The sequence below is a fragment of the Hydrogenophaga sp. genome, from assembly GCF_051860785.1.
Taxonomy (GTDB): domain Bacteria; phylum Pseudomonadota; class Gammaproteobacteria; order Burkholderiales; family Burkholderiaceae_C; genus Hydrogenophaga.
Genome location: NZ_JBIMLB010000010.1, coordinates 19,225 through 33,745, shown reverse-complemented (window position 1 = coordinate 33,745; position 14,521 = coordinate 19,225). Strand labels below are relative to the sequence as shown.

14 protein-coding genes and 1 pseudogene are annotated in these 14,521 nt (G+C 65.0%); 3 read left to right on the top strand and 12 right to left on the bottom strand.

What is annotated here, in order from left to right; translation table 11 throughout:
- Nucleotides 1-96: 96 nt before the first annotated feature.
- The 3 genes from ACTIF6_RS14305 to ACTIF6_RS14295 form a co-directional block, all read right to left on the bottom strand.
- A complete protein-coding gene (locus tag ACTIF6_RS14305) occupies nucleotides 97-1,824 on the bottom strand; it encodes an FAD-dependent oxidoreductase (RefSeq protein WP_439588589.1) in 1,728 nt (575 codons plus the stop codon).
- Between the two features lie 2 nt (nucleotides 1,825-1,826).
- Nucleotides 1,827-3,356, bottom strand: coding sequence for an FAD-dependent oxidoreductase (locus tag ACTIF6_RS14300; RefSeq protein ID WP_439588588.1), 1,530 nt, complete (start codon nucleotides 3,354-3,356; stop codon nucleotides 1,827-1,829).
- Nucleotides 3,357-3,507: 151 nt separating this feature from the next.
- Nucleotides 3,508-4,329, bottom strand: a complete 822-nt coding sequence (locus ACTIF6_RS14295; RefSeq protein WP_439588587.1) for an IclR family transcriptional regulator — start codon at nucleotides 4,327-4,329, stop codon at nucleotides 3,508-3,510.
- A gap of 123 nt (nucleotides 4,330-4,452) precedes the next feature.
- On the opposite strand from ACTIF6_RS14295, the gene ACTIF6_RS14290 reads away from it, so the two are divergent.
- On the top strand, nucleotides 4,453-4,836 hold the full coding sequence (locus ACTIF6_RS14290; RefSeq protein ID WP_439588586.1) for a response regulator: 384 nt from the start codon (nucleotides 4,453-4,455) through the stop codon (nucleotides 4,834-4,836).
- Here ACTIF6_RS14290 and ACTIF6_RS14285 read toward each other — a convergent pair.
- The 4 genes from ACTIF6_RS14285 to ACTIF6_RS14270 are packed head-to-tail and all read right to left on the bottom strand — an operon-like array spanning nucleotide 4,833 to nucleotide 10,851.
- The gene (locus tag ACTIF6_RS14285) at nucleotides 4,833-5,954 is read right to left on the bottom strand and encodes a hybrid sensor histidine kinase/response regulator (protein WP_439588585.1); all 1,122 of its coding nucleotides are present in this window, start codon (nucleotides 5,952-5,954) and stop codon (nucleotides 4,833-4,835) included. The two genes, ACTIF6_RS14290 and ACTIF6_RS14285, sit on opposite strands and share 4 nt — an antisense overlap.
- Before the next feature lie 39 nt (nucleotides 5,955-5,993).
- Entirely contained in the window at nucleotides 5,994-6,575 is a 582-nt protein-coding gene (locus ACTIF6_RS14280; protein ID WP_439588584.1) for a chemotaxis protein CheB, read from the bottom strand.
- On the bottom strand, nucleotides 6,572-7,408 hold the full coding sequence (locus ACTIF6_RS14275; RefSeq protein ID WP_439588583.1) for a CheR family methyltransferase: 837 nt from the start codon (nucleotides 7,406-7,408) through the stop codon (nucleotides 6,572-6,574). The genes ACTIF6_RS14280 and ACTIF6_RS14275 overlap by 4 nt, the downstream gene beginning before the upstream one ends.
- A 14-nt stretch (nucleotides 7,409-7,422) precedes the next feature.
- Entirely contained in the window at nucleotides 7,423-10,851 is a 3,429-nt protein-coding gene (locus tag ACTIF6_RS14270; RefSeq protein WP_439588582.1) for a response regulator, read from the bottom strand.
- A gap of 198 nt (nucleotides 10,852-11,049) precedes the next feature.
- On the opposite strand from ACTIF6_RS14270, the gene ACTIF6_RS14265 reads away from it, so the two are divergent.
- A complete protein-coding gene (locus ACTIF6_RS14265) occupies nucleotides 11,050-11,451 on the top strand; it encodes a hypothetical protein (protein WP_439588581.1) in 402 nt (133 codons plus the stop codon).
- A gap of 50 nt (nucleotides 11,452-11,501) precedes the next feature.
- Here ACTIF6_RS14265 and map read toward each other — a convergent pair whose 3' ends face one another.
- From map to ACTIF6_RS14240, 5 genes and pseudogenes are all read right to left on the bottom strand, one after another.
- Nucleotides 11,502-12,251, bottom strand: coding sequence for a type I methionyl aminopeptidase (gene map / locus ACTIF6_RS14260; RefSeq protein WP_439588744.1), 750 nt, complete (start codon nucleotides 12,249-12,251; stop codon nucleotides 11,502-11,504).
- Between the two features lie 38 nt (nucleotides 12,252-12,289).
- A pseudogene (locus ACTIF6_RS14255) lies at nucleotides 12,290-12,546 on the bottom strand (ParD-like family protein).
- A gap of 73 nt (nucleotides 12,547-12,619) precedes the next feature.
- Nucleotides 12,620-12,742, bottom strand: coding sequence for a hypothetical protein (locus ACTIF6_RS14250; protein WP_439588580.1), 123 nt, complete (start codon nucleotides 12,740-12,742; stop codon nucleotides 12,620-12,622).
- 75 nt (nucleotides 12,743-12,817) lie between these two features.
- Nucleotides 12,818-13,078 (bottom strand): hypothetical protein, encoded by a 261-nt coding sequence (locus ACTIF6_RS14245; RefSeq protein WP_439588579.1) that lies wholly within the window; start codon nucleotides 13,076-13,078, stop codon nucleotides 12,818-12,820.
- A gap of 84 nt (nucleotides 13,079-13,162) precedes the next feature.
- On the bottom strand, nucleotides 13,163-13,645 hold the full coding sequence (locus ACTIF6_RS14240; RefSeq protein ID WP_439588743.1) for a VOC family protein: 483 nt from the start codon (nucleotides 13,643-13,645) through the stop codon (nucleotides 13,163-13,165).
- Nucleotides 13,646-13,807: 162 nt separating this feature from the next.
- Here ACTIF6_RS14240 and ACTIF6_RS14235 point away from each other — a divergent pair, with 162 nt between their 5' ends.
- Nucleotides 13,808-14,512 carry an extensin-like domain-containing protein gene (locus tag ACTIF6_RS14235; protein ID WP_439588578.1) on the top strand — a complete coding sequence of 235 codons (705 nt, stop codon included), beginning with the start codon at nucleotides 13,808-13,810 and terminating at the stop codon, nucleotides 14,510-14,512.
- Nucleotides 14,513-14,521: the final 9 nt, after the last annotated feature.

Sequence of the window (14,521 nt, the reverse complement as noted above, 5' to 3'; positions counted from 1 at the left end):
TCTTCTCTGGTGCACAGCAACCACAAGCGAAGAACTGCACAAACGTGGTACGAACGACGGAAACGGTATAGAGGACCCTCGGCACACCCGACGAACTCAGTGCGCGATCGCAGGCCCTTCCCGTCCCTTTTCTTTCCGTGCAATGGCCTGCGCCGTCGCATAGGCCATCGTCATGTGCGGCCCATGGTTGATGCCGGGGCCTGGGTAGGCACCACCCATCATGCTCACGCGGTCGGCCCCCACCACGTACAAACCACGCACCGCAGACCCATCCGGTCTGAGCACGTTGCCCGTGATGTCGGCGCGCAGCCCATCGAAGGTGCTGAGGTCGCCCACCTGCAGCTTGAGTCCGAAGAAGGGTGGTTTCTCGATCGGGGCCACGCAGGGGTTGGGCTTGCGGTCGGAATCACCGAGGAAGCGGTTGAAGGCGGTGGAGCCGCGACCGAACTGCAGGTCCTTGCCTTGCCGTGCGCCCACGTTGAACTCGGCGACCGTCCTGGCCAGGGCTTCGCCGTCGATGCCCAGCCGTTTTCCCAGGTCGGCCAGGTGATCGGCGGTGTGCAGATAGCCGCTGCGCACGTGCTGGCGGTAGGACAACGGTGCAGGCTTCGCATAGCCCAACCCGTAGCGATCGAACGCCTGCTTGTCACAGATGAGCCACATGGCGGCTTGCGTCCCTCCGGCGGCATGCGCCAGGGCGGCCATGCAGACGTCGTGGTAGGAATTCGATTCGTTGGTGAATCGCTGGCCCGTGTCCAGCACGGCGATGACCCCAGGCTTGTAGCGATCGAGCAAGTGGGGAAAGACGGTCTTCTCGCCGCGCGGCATGGGCACGAGGGACAGGGGCATCCAGGCCGCGGGCTGTGGCAGTGGGTCGGCCAGGCAGCCACCGGCCGAGAGTCCCAGGCGGATGCCGTCGCCCGTGATGGAAGCAGGGGTCGCGGACAACAGCGCCTGCCCACCCTTGGGGGGGCGAAACCACGGCGCCGTGCGCGAGCGCTCGTGCGAGAACCCGCCGCACGCGAGCACGACGCCGGCCGACGCCGACAGGCGAAACGGCTGCCCCTGGCTCGCCGTGCCCTGGACACCCACGGCTTCTCCGTCTTCGGTGATGAGGTCGGTCACCGTGGTGCTGGTCAGGATGGGAATCTGCAGGTCCAGCGCAGCCACCTTGAACAACGCGGCCGCCAGTGCGTTGCCTCCTGTCACGTGAACGGCCTGCCCATACCTGGCCAGTTCCCACAGGTGCGATGCCAGCCGCCGGACCACGTACACCAGCGAGGTGAGCGAACGGGTCGCCCGAAAGAAATGCTTCAGATCGGCATTCGACGAGTTGAACATCATGCCCATGAAGGTGATGGTCTTGAGCGGCGGGCTCAAGCGCTTGCGCTCCGGCCCGAGTCGCCGGATGTCGAAAGGCGCGGCCACGACCGCGCGCCCCATTTCGCATCCCCCGGGTGCATCGGGGTGGTAGTCGGGGTACAGGGTCGGGGAAAACTTCAAGGCGGTGTGCTTCTCGAAGAACTCGACCATCTCGGGTCCTTTCTCAAGCAGCAGCTCGACCTCTTCACTGGCGTAGCAAGCGCCGGTCTCGTGCCGAAGGTATTCGCGCACCGCGGCCGGGGAGTCGTCGGGATTCTGCCGACGCCCCTGCGTGGTCAACGGAATCCACAGCACGCCACCGGAGATGGCCGTCGTCCCCCCGACCACAGCGGCTTTCTCCAGCACGACGACGCGCAACCCCTTTCGCTTTGCCGCAATGGCTGCGGTGAGCCCGGCCGCACCGGAGCCCACCACCACCAGATCGGTCTCTTGAACCTGCATGGTCAGAACAGGGGTTCGGTCCAGCGCAATTGCTTGGGTTCAATGCCTTGCTGGATCGAACGCGCCGCCGCCAGGCCGGCGATCTCGCCTGTCTGTGTGCACCAGGGGAAATTGCGCATCACCATGAAGATGGTCTCGAAGCTGAACGACAGCGAGGCGCCCGTCAGCAGGAGGTTGTCCACCTCTTTCGGGAGGAAGCAGCGGTACGGCACCTCGAAGGTGTAGCGCTTGTGCGCATCCCAGAAGAAGACCTTGCTCATGGGCCGGGTCACGGCGTCCTCGAAGTGGCGGCCGGTGCGGGCGTCGTCGATGGAGAAGACGTGTTCGCCGATGGGATGACGGCCATCGCGCACGCCGACATAACGACCCACGTGAACGATGAAGGCCTCTTCGAAGCCGGGCACGTAGCGCGTCAGGAACTGCGACTCGGCATCGATCAGGCCACGCAATGCCTTCTTGGCGCGCGTGGCGTGTTCGGCATCTTCATCCAGGTGCAGCGCCCACTCGTAAGGCACGTTCTGCCAGAGGATGAAAGTGCCGGGGCCCTGGATGGGGCTCATGTCGAGCGTCGGGTGCCCGATGTAGTGGTGACCGTACACCCCTTCGCCTTCGAGACGTGGCCGGTACAGCAGGTCGGGAATGTCACCCGCCGCGCGCGCTTTTTCGATCAGCTTGCTCAGGGTGGGATCGTTCTCCCGCTTCTGGTAGGCCGCGGTCCTTGCAAAGTCGATGCCGCTCATGATCCACAGCAACCCACCCGGCACGGGGCGGCTCTCGTCACCGATGCCCACGGACTCGGGTTGCCGTCCTCCGCCACGCGCGAACGGCGCGCCAGCGCGGGCCACCACTTCGGACGTGCCGGTGCCGTCCACGAACACACGCCCGGCCACCGCCTGGCGGCCTTCCACCGTTTCAAAAATGGCGTGCGTGATGCGGCGACCCAGGCCTGACGGCTCCATTTCCACGCCCGTGAAGGCGGCACCGTAGATCGCCTGAACGCCGGCTTCCTCCAGCATGGCGATCATGATGTTGCCGGCGCCGTCGGGGTTGAAGGAACTGCGCTTGAAAGCACCACCAGGCGGGTGGTACTTCTCGTAGTGCGACAGGGGATTGCCGGCCCAGTCGGGCAATTCTTTTTCCGTGACGGTGTAGATGGCGCCTGCCTCGGCAAAGCGTTCCATCAGTTCGGTGTGAATGCCACCGACGCCGTCGTTGGCGGTGCCCTGCAGGCCGGACGTGTGCACGCCGCCAGGCATGTCGAAGCGCTCCAGCAGCAGCACGCTGCAGCCTTCCCGTCGCGCCCGCAGGGCTGCGGCAAAACCACCCGGCCCACCTCCGATCACCACCACGTCGACCTGCGCCATCACGGGTATATCCTGCCGGATGGTTCCCAGGGCTGGGCGGCGGGTCGTTGTCGTTGCTTTCATGAGGGTATCCGTTGGTTTGAGAAGTGGGTTCATTTGTCCACCGTGGTGCACGCCCATCGTGCCCATCGTGAGTGGCGTGAGGTCCTTGACGGGGTCGTAGGCCATGTTCTTGATGGTCTGTTCATGTCGGTCTCCTTTACCGTTGGAATCGTGTGGGGATGGACACCCACGCACTCGCAGGCGGGTGCAAGGATCAACGGGCTCAGTGTGGGGTGACCAGCCGCGCCCAGCCAGTCAGTGTTCTCGTATACGAACGCTATTTGCTGGCGGCGGCCGTGACGGCCTCTGCCATTTCTGCGGCGGCCGATTGCAGCGCGGCCAGCAGCTCGGACTTGCGCTCGTCGGCGAAGCGGCTCTCCGGCAGCGTGATGCCCAGCGCCGCCATGACCCGGCCATGCGCGTCGCGCACCGGCACGGCCATGCCGACGAGGCCTGCGGTGAACTCCCCCCAGGACCACGCCACACCTTCATCTCGCACGGCCTGAAGTTGCCGCCGCAGCACGCTGACCGAGCGGATCGTCTTCTCCGTCCTCGGCTTGAGCGACACCTTTCTCAGGTAGGCCTCGCGCTCTGCAGGCGATAGCCAGGCCAGCAGCACCTTTCCGCACGAAGACGCGTAGAGCGGCGAGAGAACCCCGACATGCGTGGTGTAGAGCACGGCACGGTGGGTCGCCGCCGCGGCGATGCGTTCCGACAGGTCGTCTCGCAACACATTCAGGACGGCCGACTCACCGGTGACCTGGACCAGGCGGTCCAGCCACGGTTGGCTCAGCCGGACGAGATTGCGGTGATGGGCACCGCGCCTGGCCAACTCGTAGGCGCGTTCGCCCAGTCGGTAGTCGTGCGTGCCCGTCCCTTGTTCAACGTAGCCGCGCGCCGCCAGGTTGCGCAGCAGAGACGTCAGGCTGCTTTTGGGAATCGACGTGCGCCGCGAGAGCTCGGCATGGCTCATGGCCCTGCCTGCGCCGGCCAGCAACTCGAGCAGGTCCAGCACGCGATCGGCCGACTTGACGCTGGATGCTGGGTGCTCGGCAATCGCATGCATAAGGCTTCGTTCGGGGTGTGGACGTTCGTCCATGTTAGGGTGCTGACGTGCGCAGACAGCACCCCGTTCACGGACATGAACAGAAGTTGCCCTTGCTGCCGTTCACTTTGCCACGACAATCAAGGGTTTCATGCCCCCTACCCCTGATGGACGCGCATGCGAATCCTGTACGTTGAAGACAACCGCGAACTGAGAGAGACCATCGGCATGCTCATGGAGGCCGATGGCCACGAAGTGACTGCTTGCAGTACCGCAGAAGACGCGCTGGTGCTGGATGCCCGGGAGCCATTTGACCTTCTGATGTCGGACGCAGGCCTGCCGGGCCTTTCCGGCACGGAGCTCGCCCGCCGGTTGCTGGCCGCCGATCCGCAGCGCTGGGTGGTGCTCTGTTCCGGCTACGAACTGGGCAGCTATCCCCAGGAATGGGGTCCCAACGTGCGCACCCTGCTCAAGCCCTTCGAACTGGAAGATCTCGAGCAGTTGCTGAGCACCGTCAGCGCGGCGCTGGATGGTGGCTCGGCGGCCCGAACGGGGTTTTAAGCAGCGTTGCCCTCGTCGTGGGAGGTCACGCGGGGCAATTGCAGGGTGAAGCAGGTGGTGCTGTCGGCGGACTGCACTTCCATCCACCCGCCGTGCAGACGCACGATCTTGTCGGCAATGAAAAGGCCCAGGCCTTGGTGGCGCCCGGTGGACCGCGCCTGGCGGCGGAAAGGCACGAAGAGTTGCGGCAGCAATTCGGCCGGAATGGTGCCGCCGTTGACCACTGTCACCGCCACGCTGTTCGCCTGGGTTCCATCGACGCTCACCCGCACGGGCTGATCGGCATCACCATGGTGGATGGCATTGCCAACCAGGTTGGCCAGCACCTGGCCGATGCGCTCCACATCCCACACGCCTGCCATGTCGCCTTTGAATGCCGACTCGAGGACGCGATCCGGAAAGCTGCTTTGCAGTTCGTCCAGCGTGCGTTGCACGAGCGAGTCCATGCAGGTGTTCGCGGGGTGCAGCGACATGCCCCCCGCCTGGCGGATGCGGGTGACGTCGAGCAGGTCTTCCACCATGCCGGCCATGCGCTTGCTGCTGCGCATGACGCGATCGGCCACCACGGCCACCCGATCCGCAGGCAGCGGGCGCTGGAGCACGGTGGCCGCTGCCGAGATCGACATCAGTGGCGTGCGCAGGTCGTGGCTGAGCACGGCCATGAACATTTCGTTGATCTGCAATGCTTCGGTGCGCTCCTGCAGCTCCTGCGCCAAGGCCTGCTTGCGACGGTGCAATTCGAAGAAGACGTTGGCTTTGCAGAGCAGCACCTGGGGATCGATGGGCTTGTACAGAAAGTCCACGGCGCCGCTCTCGTAACCCTGGAATTGCCACTGTGGTTCATGCGAGGCGGCGGTCAGGAAGATCAGCGGGATGTGCTGGGTGCGTTCGTTGCCGCGCATGAGTGCAGCCAGTTCGAAGCCGTTCATCTCGGGCATCTGCACGTCCAGCAAGGCCAGCGCCATGTCGTGCTGGACCAGCAGCAGCTCCAGCGCCTCGCTGCCTGAGTGGGCGGTGAGGATTTCAAGGTCTTCTCGCTGGAGCAGCGCTTCGAGGGCGATCAGATTCTGCGGGACGTCATCGACAAGCAGACACTTGATGCGGTCGGGTTTTCGCATGGTCGGGGAGGCCACTTTCTTCTGCAGAACTGGGATGGATCAGAGGTGGCCCTGCCGGTGCAGGTCCAGAAACAGGGTCCCGATGTCGGCGGGCGCAAGGACGTGATCGGCACGGACCCGCGCCAGCGCGGCCAGCGGCATGGTGGCGACGGGAGCGCTCGTGGGTTCCTGCACGACCACCAGCCCGCCGGCGGCGTGAATGGCCTGGATGCCGCGCGCGCCGTCTTCATTCCCACCCGAGAGCAGAACGCCCACGAGTTGCTCGCCCAGGAGGTCGGCGGCGGATTCGAACAACACGTCGATCGAAGGGCGCGAGTAGTGCACCGGCGCATCCACCGACAAGGCCACGCGCGGCCCCTGGTCCAGCAGCAGGTGGTAGTCGGGCGGGCAGAAGTACACGGTGCCAGGCATGAGTGCGTCCTGGTCTTGCGCCTCTCGCAGGGGCAATGGACAGCGCGGCTTGAAGATGTCGAGCAGCAGGCTGTTCGGGTGGCGAGGCATGTGCATCACGATCAGCACGCTGGCGCGCAGGGTGGGTGGCAGCGCGGGGAGCAGGGTGATGAGCGCCTCGATGCCGCCGGAGGACCCACCGATCACCACCGCTGCATAGCGCGTGCTCACAGGCCCGCTTTCTTTCGGTAGATGCGGTCCTCGGCCACGAAGTCGTCGAACGCTTCGGACTGATCCGAGAACCGCAACGACTCCTTGGAGCCCAGACCCAGGAAACCCCGGTGGCACAGCGCCTCCCGGAACAGGCCGAGTGCGCGGTTCTGCAGGTCTCGCTCGAAGTAGATCAACACGTTGCGGCACGACACCAGGTGAACCTCGGCGAAGACGTTGTCGGTGGCCAGGCTGTGGTCGGAGAAAACGATGTGCTTGCGCAAGGCTTTGTCCATCACCACGCGCCCATAGAGCGCCGTGTAGTGGTCGGAGAGCGAGCTGCGAGCGCCGGAGCGGGCATGGTTCTCGGTGAAGCTGGCCACGCGCTCCATGTCGAACACGCCCGATTCGGCGGCGCGCAAGGCCTGGGGGTTGATGTCGGTGGCGTAGATCAGGCTGCGCTCGAGCAGCCCTTCTTCCTGCAGCAGGATGGCGAGCGAATAAACCTCCTCGCCCGCGCTGCACCCGGCCACCCAGATCTTGAGCGAAGGGTAGGTTCGCAGGATCGGAATCACCTCTTCGCGCAGCGCCCGGAAGTAGCTCGGGTCGCGGAACATGTCGCTCACCTGCACGGTGAGGTATTGCAGCAGCGCAGGGAACACGCTGGGATCGTGAAGCACGCGATCCTGGAGTTGCGACAGGGTCTTGCAATCGAACTGCTGCAGCGCGGTTCCCAGCCGACGCTTGAGCGACGCCTGCGCATAGCCACGGAAGTCGTAGTGGTAGCGGTGGAAGATGGCGTCGATCAGCAGGCGCTGTTCGATCTCAGCGGTGCGGGCTTTGCGGTGGGGCATGTTGCGCTTACGCCCTACTTGGGCATCCAGACACGCACCAGCGACAGCAACTTCTCCACGTCCAGCGGTTTGGCGATGTAGTCGTTGGCGCCCGCGGCCAGGCACTTTTCCTGGTCGTCCTTCATGGCCTTGGCCGTGAGGGCGATGATGGGCAGGCGGCGCCATGCGGGACGGTTGCGGATCTCGCGCATCGCGGTGTAGCCATCCATCTCGGGCATCATGATGTCCATCAGCACGAGGTCGATGGCCGGGCCACCGGCCGCCTCCAGGCGTTCGAGTGTTTGCAGCGCCTCGCGTCCGTTGCGCGCGATCTCCAGCCGGATGCCGGTGGATTCGAGAATGCTGGTGAGCGCGAACACATTTCGCACGTCGTCCTCCACCACCAGCACCGTGCGGCCTTCGAGCGCGGTGTCGCGGCTTCGGGCGGCCTCCAGCATGCGCCGATGTGCGGGCGAGAGCTCCGACTCGACCTGGTGCAGGAACAGCGTCACCTCGTCCAGCAGCCGTTCGGGCGAGCGCGCGTCCTTGATGATGATGGACTTGGAGAAGCGCCGCAGCTGTTGCTCTTCGTCGCGCGAGAGGGCGCGCCCCGTGTACACGATGACCGGAGGAAAGGACACGCCGTCCTGCTCGCTCATCTGCTTGAGCAGCTCGAAGCCGGTCAGGTCGGGGAGGTTCAGGTCCATGACCATGCAGTCAAAGGTGGCACCACTCAGATGTTCCAGGGCCGCGCTGGCGGTGCCTGCACAGACGATTTCCACGTCGTCGCGGCTGAGCAGTTCCTTCACACTGTCCCTCTGCCGCTCATCGTCCTCCACCACCAGCACGCGGCGCATCGCCTGGGTGAACTTGGCCTCCAGGCGTTGCAGCGCCTGCGTCAGCGCGCTCAGCTCGATGGGCTTGAGCGCATAGCCCACCGCACCCCGGCCCATCGCCTCCTGCGAGTAGTCGGCCACCGACACGATGTGCACGGGAATGTGGCGGGTGGCCGGGTTGCGCTTGAGCTGGTCGAGCACGCCCAGGCCGGAGAAGTCGGGCAGGTTCACGTCCAGCACGATGGCGCTGGGCTGCAGGCGCACCGCCATGTCCAGTCCGTCGGCCGCGTTGTGGGCCAGGTGGCACTCGAAGTCCATGTCGCTCGCCAGGTCGCACAGGATGCGGGCAAAGTGCACGTCGTCCTCGATCACCAGCATGCTGCGCACGCCGCTGGCGAGTGGCTGCTCGGATACCGATGGCGATGCAGCAGCTGCAGAAGAAGCCGTGTTCAGCGGCGGCCATGCGCCCACGGCGGCGCTGGCGCTGTGGGGTGCCAGCAAAGGCGCCGAAACCTCTGCATCCTTCCGATGCAAGGGCAAGGTCAGGGTGAACGTACTGCCTTCGCCCGGCGTGCTTTGCACGGTGATGTCACCGCCCAGCAGATGGGCCAGATCGCGCGATATGGACAGGCCGAGCCCGGTCCCGCCGTACTTGCGGTGGGTGCTGCCGTCGGCCTGGCGGAAGGCGTCGAAGATCAATGACTGCTGATGCAGGGGAACGCCGATGCCGGTGTCCTTGACCTGGAAGGACAACGTGTCGTCGTGACCCCGCGAGACTTGAAGCGCTACCGATCCCTTCTCGGTGAACTTCAGCGCGTTGGACAACAGGTTCTTGAGCACCTGGCCCAGGCGCAGCGGGTCGGTTTCGAAGGTGGCCGGCACATCGGGATCGACGCTGGCGGTGAATGACAGGCCCTTGTCCCTGGCGATGTGGCGCAATGGCTCCACCAAGGCCTGAACCGTGCGGCCCAGGGAGATGGACTCCATCGCAATATCGACCTGGCCGGCCTCGATCTTGGACAGGTCCAGGATGTCGTTGATCAAGGCCAGAAGGTCCTTGCCTGCCGCATGGATGGTCTTGGCGTACTTCACCTGATCGGGACTCAGGTTGCCGGGCTTGTTCTCGGACAACAGCTTGGCCAGGATCAGCGTCGAGTTGAGCGGCGTGCGCAGTTCGTGGCTCATGTTGGCCAGGAACTCGCTCTTGTACTGGCTGGCCAGCTCCAGTTCTCGCGCCTTGGCGGTCAGGGCGTCCTGCGCTTTCAGAAGCTGCTCGCGCTGGTGCTCGAGCTGCTGGGTCTGCTCTTCCAGATGGGCGTTCGTCTGCTCCAGCTCGGTCTGCTGCACCTCCATCTGGGCCTGAGACTCTTGCAGCACGCGGCTTTGCTGTTCCAGCTCTTCGTTGTTGACGCGCAGTTCTTCCTGCTGGGTCTGCAACTCTTCCGCCTGGCGACGGGTTTCCTCCAGCAGCGCTTCCACGCGCTGCCGGTCGACGCCAAGCCGAACCGCCACCGCCAGCGTGTGGCTGGCGCGCTCCAGGAGGCTGCGTTCGGCCGCCCCCACCGCGCGCAGGAACCCCAGTTCGATCACCGCGACCACTTCGCCGTTTTCCGTGGCCGGCGCCACCAGCAGTTCGGCGGGACGCGATTCGCCTGTGGCCGAGGACACCTGCAAGTGACCCGCGGGCACGTCGCGCACGTGAAGGATCTCGCGCGCGGCCACCGCCTGCCCGACCAGGCCTTCCCCGGGCAGCAACTGCTGCTGCAAGCGTTCGCGTGGCAAGGCGTAGCCGCCGAACAGCGCCAGGCCCCCGCCAGACTGGATCGCGTAGCCGGCGCCCACCGTGGCGCCCAGGTAGTCGCCCAGGTAGCTCAAGGCGCGCGGCCCCAGTTCATCGATCCGCTGTACGCCCTGCAGCTGCACGCTCAGCCCCGCCAGTCCGGCCGCGACCCAGGCCTCTTCGGCCTTGACCCGGTGGTTGCGGATGGTCAGCCACCCGGACAGACAGATCAGGACCAGCAAGACCACCGAGCCCATCCATGAATAACGGGTGGACTGGGAAGCCGCTTCGACCCAGGCACGGCGGCGTGACTCGAACGTCTGGTCCTGCCGGGACAGCATGTCGCTGGACAGCTGGCGGATGTTGTCCATGATCAACTTGCCGGTGTCGCTTTGCACCCGTGCCGTGGCGGCTTCCTGGCTGCCCGCCTTGTAGAGCTCGATGGTCTGCCCCAGTTCGTCCAGTTTTTGCCGAATCAGCTGTTCCAGGCGCAGCGTGAGCTCCTGTTCCTGCGGCGAGCTGCCCATCAAGGTCTTGAGCGTGGACAACCTGCGGTCCAGCGAACCGATGGCCGACTGGTAAGGCTGCAGGTAGCTGGTGTCGCCCGTGATCAGAAAACCGCGTTGCCCGGTTTCGGCGTCCTTCACGCCGGCCACGACGTCGTTGAGCGCCCGGATGGCCTGCGTGGTGCGCTCCATGTCTTCCACGGCCACCCGGCGCGTTTCCGACGAAACGTAGTTCACGTAGGTGATGACAAAGATGGCCAGCAAGGCCACCACGAACCCGGCCAGAATCGGCAGCGGAACATTGAACTGCCGGGCGCCGGGGCTGGTGTTGGATCGGGGCATGTCTGTGTCCAGAAAGGGTGGGCCATTATCGGGTAGGCAAACAGCGTCTCTCGCTCGCTCCGGCGGCCTCACCGCCGCGCCACATCGTGGGGTCGAAGCGGCCTTCTGTCCTACACGGCACGACGCACCTTTCCTACGGATTCGCCGGGGCACCGGCGAGAAGATGCAGACCTCGAAACCACTCTCCGAGGAAACAACATGTACATCAAGACCATGACCGCCGTCGCCCTGTGCGCCGCATCGGCTTTCGCTTCAGCGCAATCGATGACCAAAGCGGAATACGACGCGGCCAAGGACCGCATCGAAATGAACTACAAGAATGCCAAGAAGGCGTGTGATGACCTGAAGGCGAACGCCAAGGACGTCTGCGAAGAAGAAGCCGAGGGCAAGGAGAAGGTGTCGAAGGCCGAGCTGGAGAACCAGTACAAGCCAACCGCCGACCACGCCCGCAAGGTCGAAGAAGTGAAGGCCGACACCACCTACGACATCGCCAAGGAAAAATGCGAAGACCAGAAGGGCGATGCCGAGAAGGTGTGCAAGTCCGAGGCCAAGGCCGTCCATGACCGCGCCATCAAGACCATCCGTGCCGCCAAGTCTTGAAGCGCTTTTGCCTTCAAAAAGCCGCCCCTTCCGAGGGCGGCTTTTTTAATTCAGGGAAGGGTCTGCGAGGGGCCGGAGTCTGGCCAGGGTGTCAGCACTTCATGACCGGTGGGCGTGACCGCCACCATGTGCTCCCACTGGGCCGATAGCGACCGGTCCTTGGTCACCACCGTCCAGCCGTCCGCCAGCGTGCGCGTGTCGCGCTTGCCGGCGTTGAGCATGGGTTCGATGGTGAACACCATGCCCGGCTCGAGCTTCAACCCTTCGCCACGCCGGCCGTAGTGCAGCACTTGCAGGTCTTCGTGATACACCTGCCCGATGCCGTGGCCGCAGTACTCGCGCACCACGCTGAAGTATTCCCGATGGGCGACCGACTGGATGGCGTGGCCGATGTCGCCCAGTGTGGCGCCGGGCCTCACCTCTCGGATGCCCGCCAGCATGGCTTCGTAGGTGGTCTCCACCAGACGCCGGGCCAGCACGCCGGGCTCGCCCACGAAAAACATGCGGCTGGTGTCGCCGAACCAGCCGTCCTTGTTGACGGCCACATCGATGTTGACGATATCGCCCTTCTTCAGGATCTTGTCGGGCGAGGGAATGCCATGGCACACCACCTGGTTGACCGAGGTGAGGATGGTCTTGGGATAACCGTGATAGCCCAGGTTGGCAGGAATGACGCCCTGCACATTCACGATGTGGTCATGGCAGATCCGGTCGAGCGCCTCGGTGCTCACCCCCGGCACCACGTGGCGCTCGACGATGGCCAGCACTTCAGCCGCGAGTCTGCCCGCCTCGCGCGCCATGGCGATCTCGGCGGGCGACTTGATGGACACGCGGCGCGTCACGGTTGTCGTGCGCCTGCCGGGGCACGAGCCCGCAGAGGCGCGGGCGCCACAGTCATCGCAATGTCCAGCCCACCGGCGAGTTCCGCCCGCACCAGCATCTGGCAGATGTCCCGGTGATCGAGTTCCGGATGCAGTTCGGTCAGCATGCCGATGCGCATCCAGTGCTCGGCCTGCGCGTTGATCGACCTGCTGAGGGCCGTGCCGGCCACCCGCAGATCTCGTGCATGAGGTCTGAAATCTTGACGATGCCCATGGTCGGCCTCATATATGAAACGTATATGAATTATATACGCCTCCCTGAGGCCGCCCTGCGGTTCGTCAAGCCGTCAACTCAGACCAAAGAAACTCAGAATGAAGCCGATGACGACGACAAGGCCCACGATGTAGATGATGGTGTTCATGCGTTGCTCCTTTGCGCTTGCTGTGAAACCATCGTAAGCGGCAGGCATCTCCCAGCGCGTCAGCTGTGGCGACGCGCGGCTGTAGGACGGGGACGACACGGTCTGGCCGGCTTGCCGCAGCCCTCAGCCGCCAGGCAGGGTCTTGCCGCGCCAGTGGCGAACCGTGAACGGGAACACGGGGCGGTGATCCCTGGCCGCCACTGCCGCATCGGGTGTGGCGCCCAGGTCGCCCCATCCACTCGCCTGCGCCCAGTACCGGAAACCGTGCTGGAGAACGCTGTGGCTCTCACCCGGGATGCCCAGCGCGGTGGTTTCGTACACACCTTCCCGGGACGGCGTGCCGTTGGCATCGATCGTGAACCAGGCAGTGAAATCGTCGGACATGGCATCACCTCTTTGAATCGAAGAGGCCAAGAATAGGGCGGGCCGCAGGGCCTCACTGTGCGCTGGGAAACACAAGCCGGCGCCTCACGGCCCTCGCCGCGCCGCCTCGATGGTCGCGATGTCGATCTTGCGCATGGTCATCATGGCTTCGAACACGCGTCGGGCCGCAGCGGGGTCGGGGTCGGCGATGCCCTCAGTGAGCACCCGGGGTGTGATCTGCCAGTTCAGGCCCCAGCGGTCCTTGCACCAGCCGCACTCGCTTTCCCGGCCACCGTTGCCGACGATGGCGTTCCAGAGCCGGTCGGTCTCGGCCTGGTCGTCGGTGGCGATCTGGAAGGAGAAAGCCTCGCTGTGCGGGAACGTGGGACCGCCGTTGAGGCCGATGCAGGGGATGCCGGCCACGGTGAATTCCACCGTGAGCACGTCGCCCTGCTTGCCGGAAGGGTAGTCGGACGGGGCGTGGAAGATCTTGCCGACGGTGCTGTCGGGGAAGATGGTGGCGTAGAACCGGGCGGCATCGAGAGCGCCGCTCTCGTACCAGAGGCAGATTGTGTTCTTGGGCGTGATGGTGCTTTGCATGGCTGTTTCTCCTTTTGTGGGTTGATCCCATCTGCAAGACGAACGGGAGTGGGCTGAATCGACAAGGTGGCGGTGCCATCGAGGAACTTAGCTTTCCGCAGGAGGTTCTTTCCTGTCAAACCCTCTCACATCCCGTTTCACGTCGATGCAATGACCCTCGTCTTCCGTGCCCTGCTCGCCTTGTTGATCGCGGCTGCGGGTCTGGCCGTCTGGGCCGTGCACAGCGGCCGCATCGTGGTGCCGCCGCACTGGAACCCCTGGGCACCGCTGGATGTGGCCGAATCCCCGAACTGGCTCACCCGTCACAAGCTGCAGCGCACCGCAGCCGACCCCGCGCTGTGCAGCGCCGCGCTGGCGGCCTCGACGCTGAAACACACCGGGGTGGTCGACAACGACATTGGCGACGGTTGCGGCTGGCAGGGTGCCGTGCGCGTGAACGACACCCGATTCGCTCCAGCCTTCACACTCACCTGCGGTGCCGCTTTGTCATTGACGATGTGGGAGCGGCATGCGCTGCAGCCCGCGGCCCAGGCGCACTTCGGCCAGCCGGTGGCGCGCGTCGAACACTTCGGCAGCTACGCCTGCCGCAATGTGCGCGGTGCGGGCGGCGAAGGTGGGCGACGCAGCCAGCACGCCATTGCCAATGCATTCGACGTGGCCGGATTTCGCTTGCGCAACGGGCGCCAGATCAGTCTGGTGAATCACTGGGAAAGCACGGAGCCCGAAGCCGCTTTTCTGCGCGAGGTGCGCGACGGCGCCTGCCGGTTCTTCAAGGGGACGCTGGGCCCGGAGTACAACGCCGCGCACCGCGACCACTTCCACCTGGACCAGGGGCCTTACCGCATCTGCCGCTGAGACAGAAGC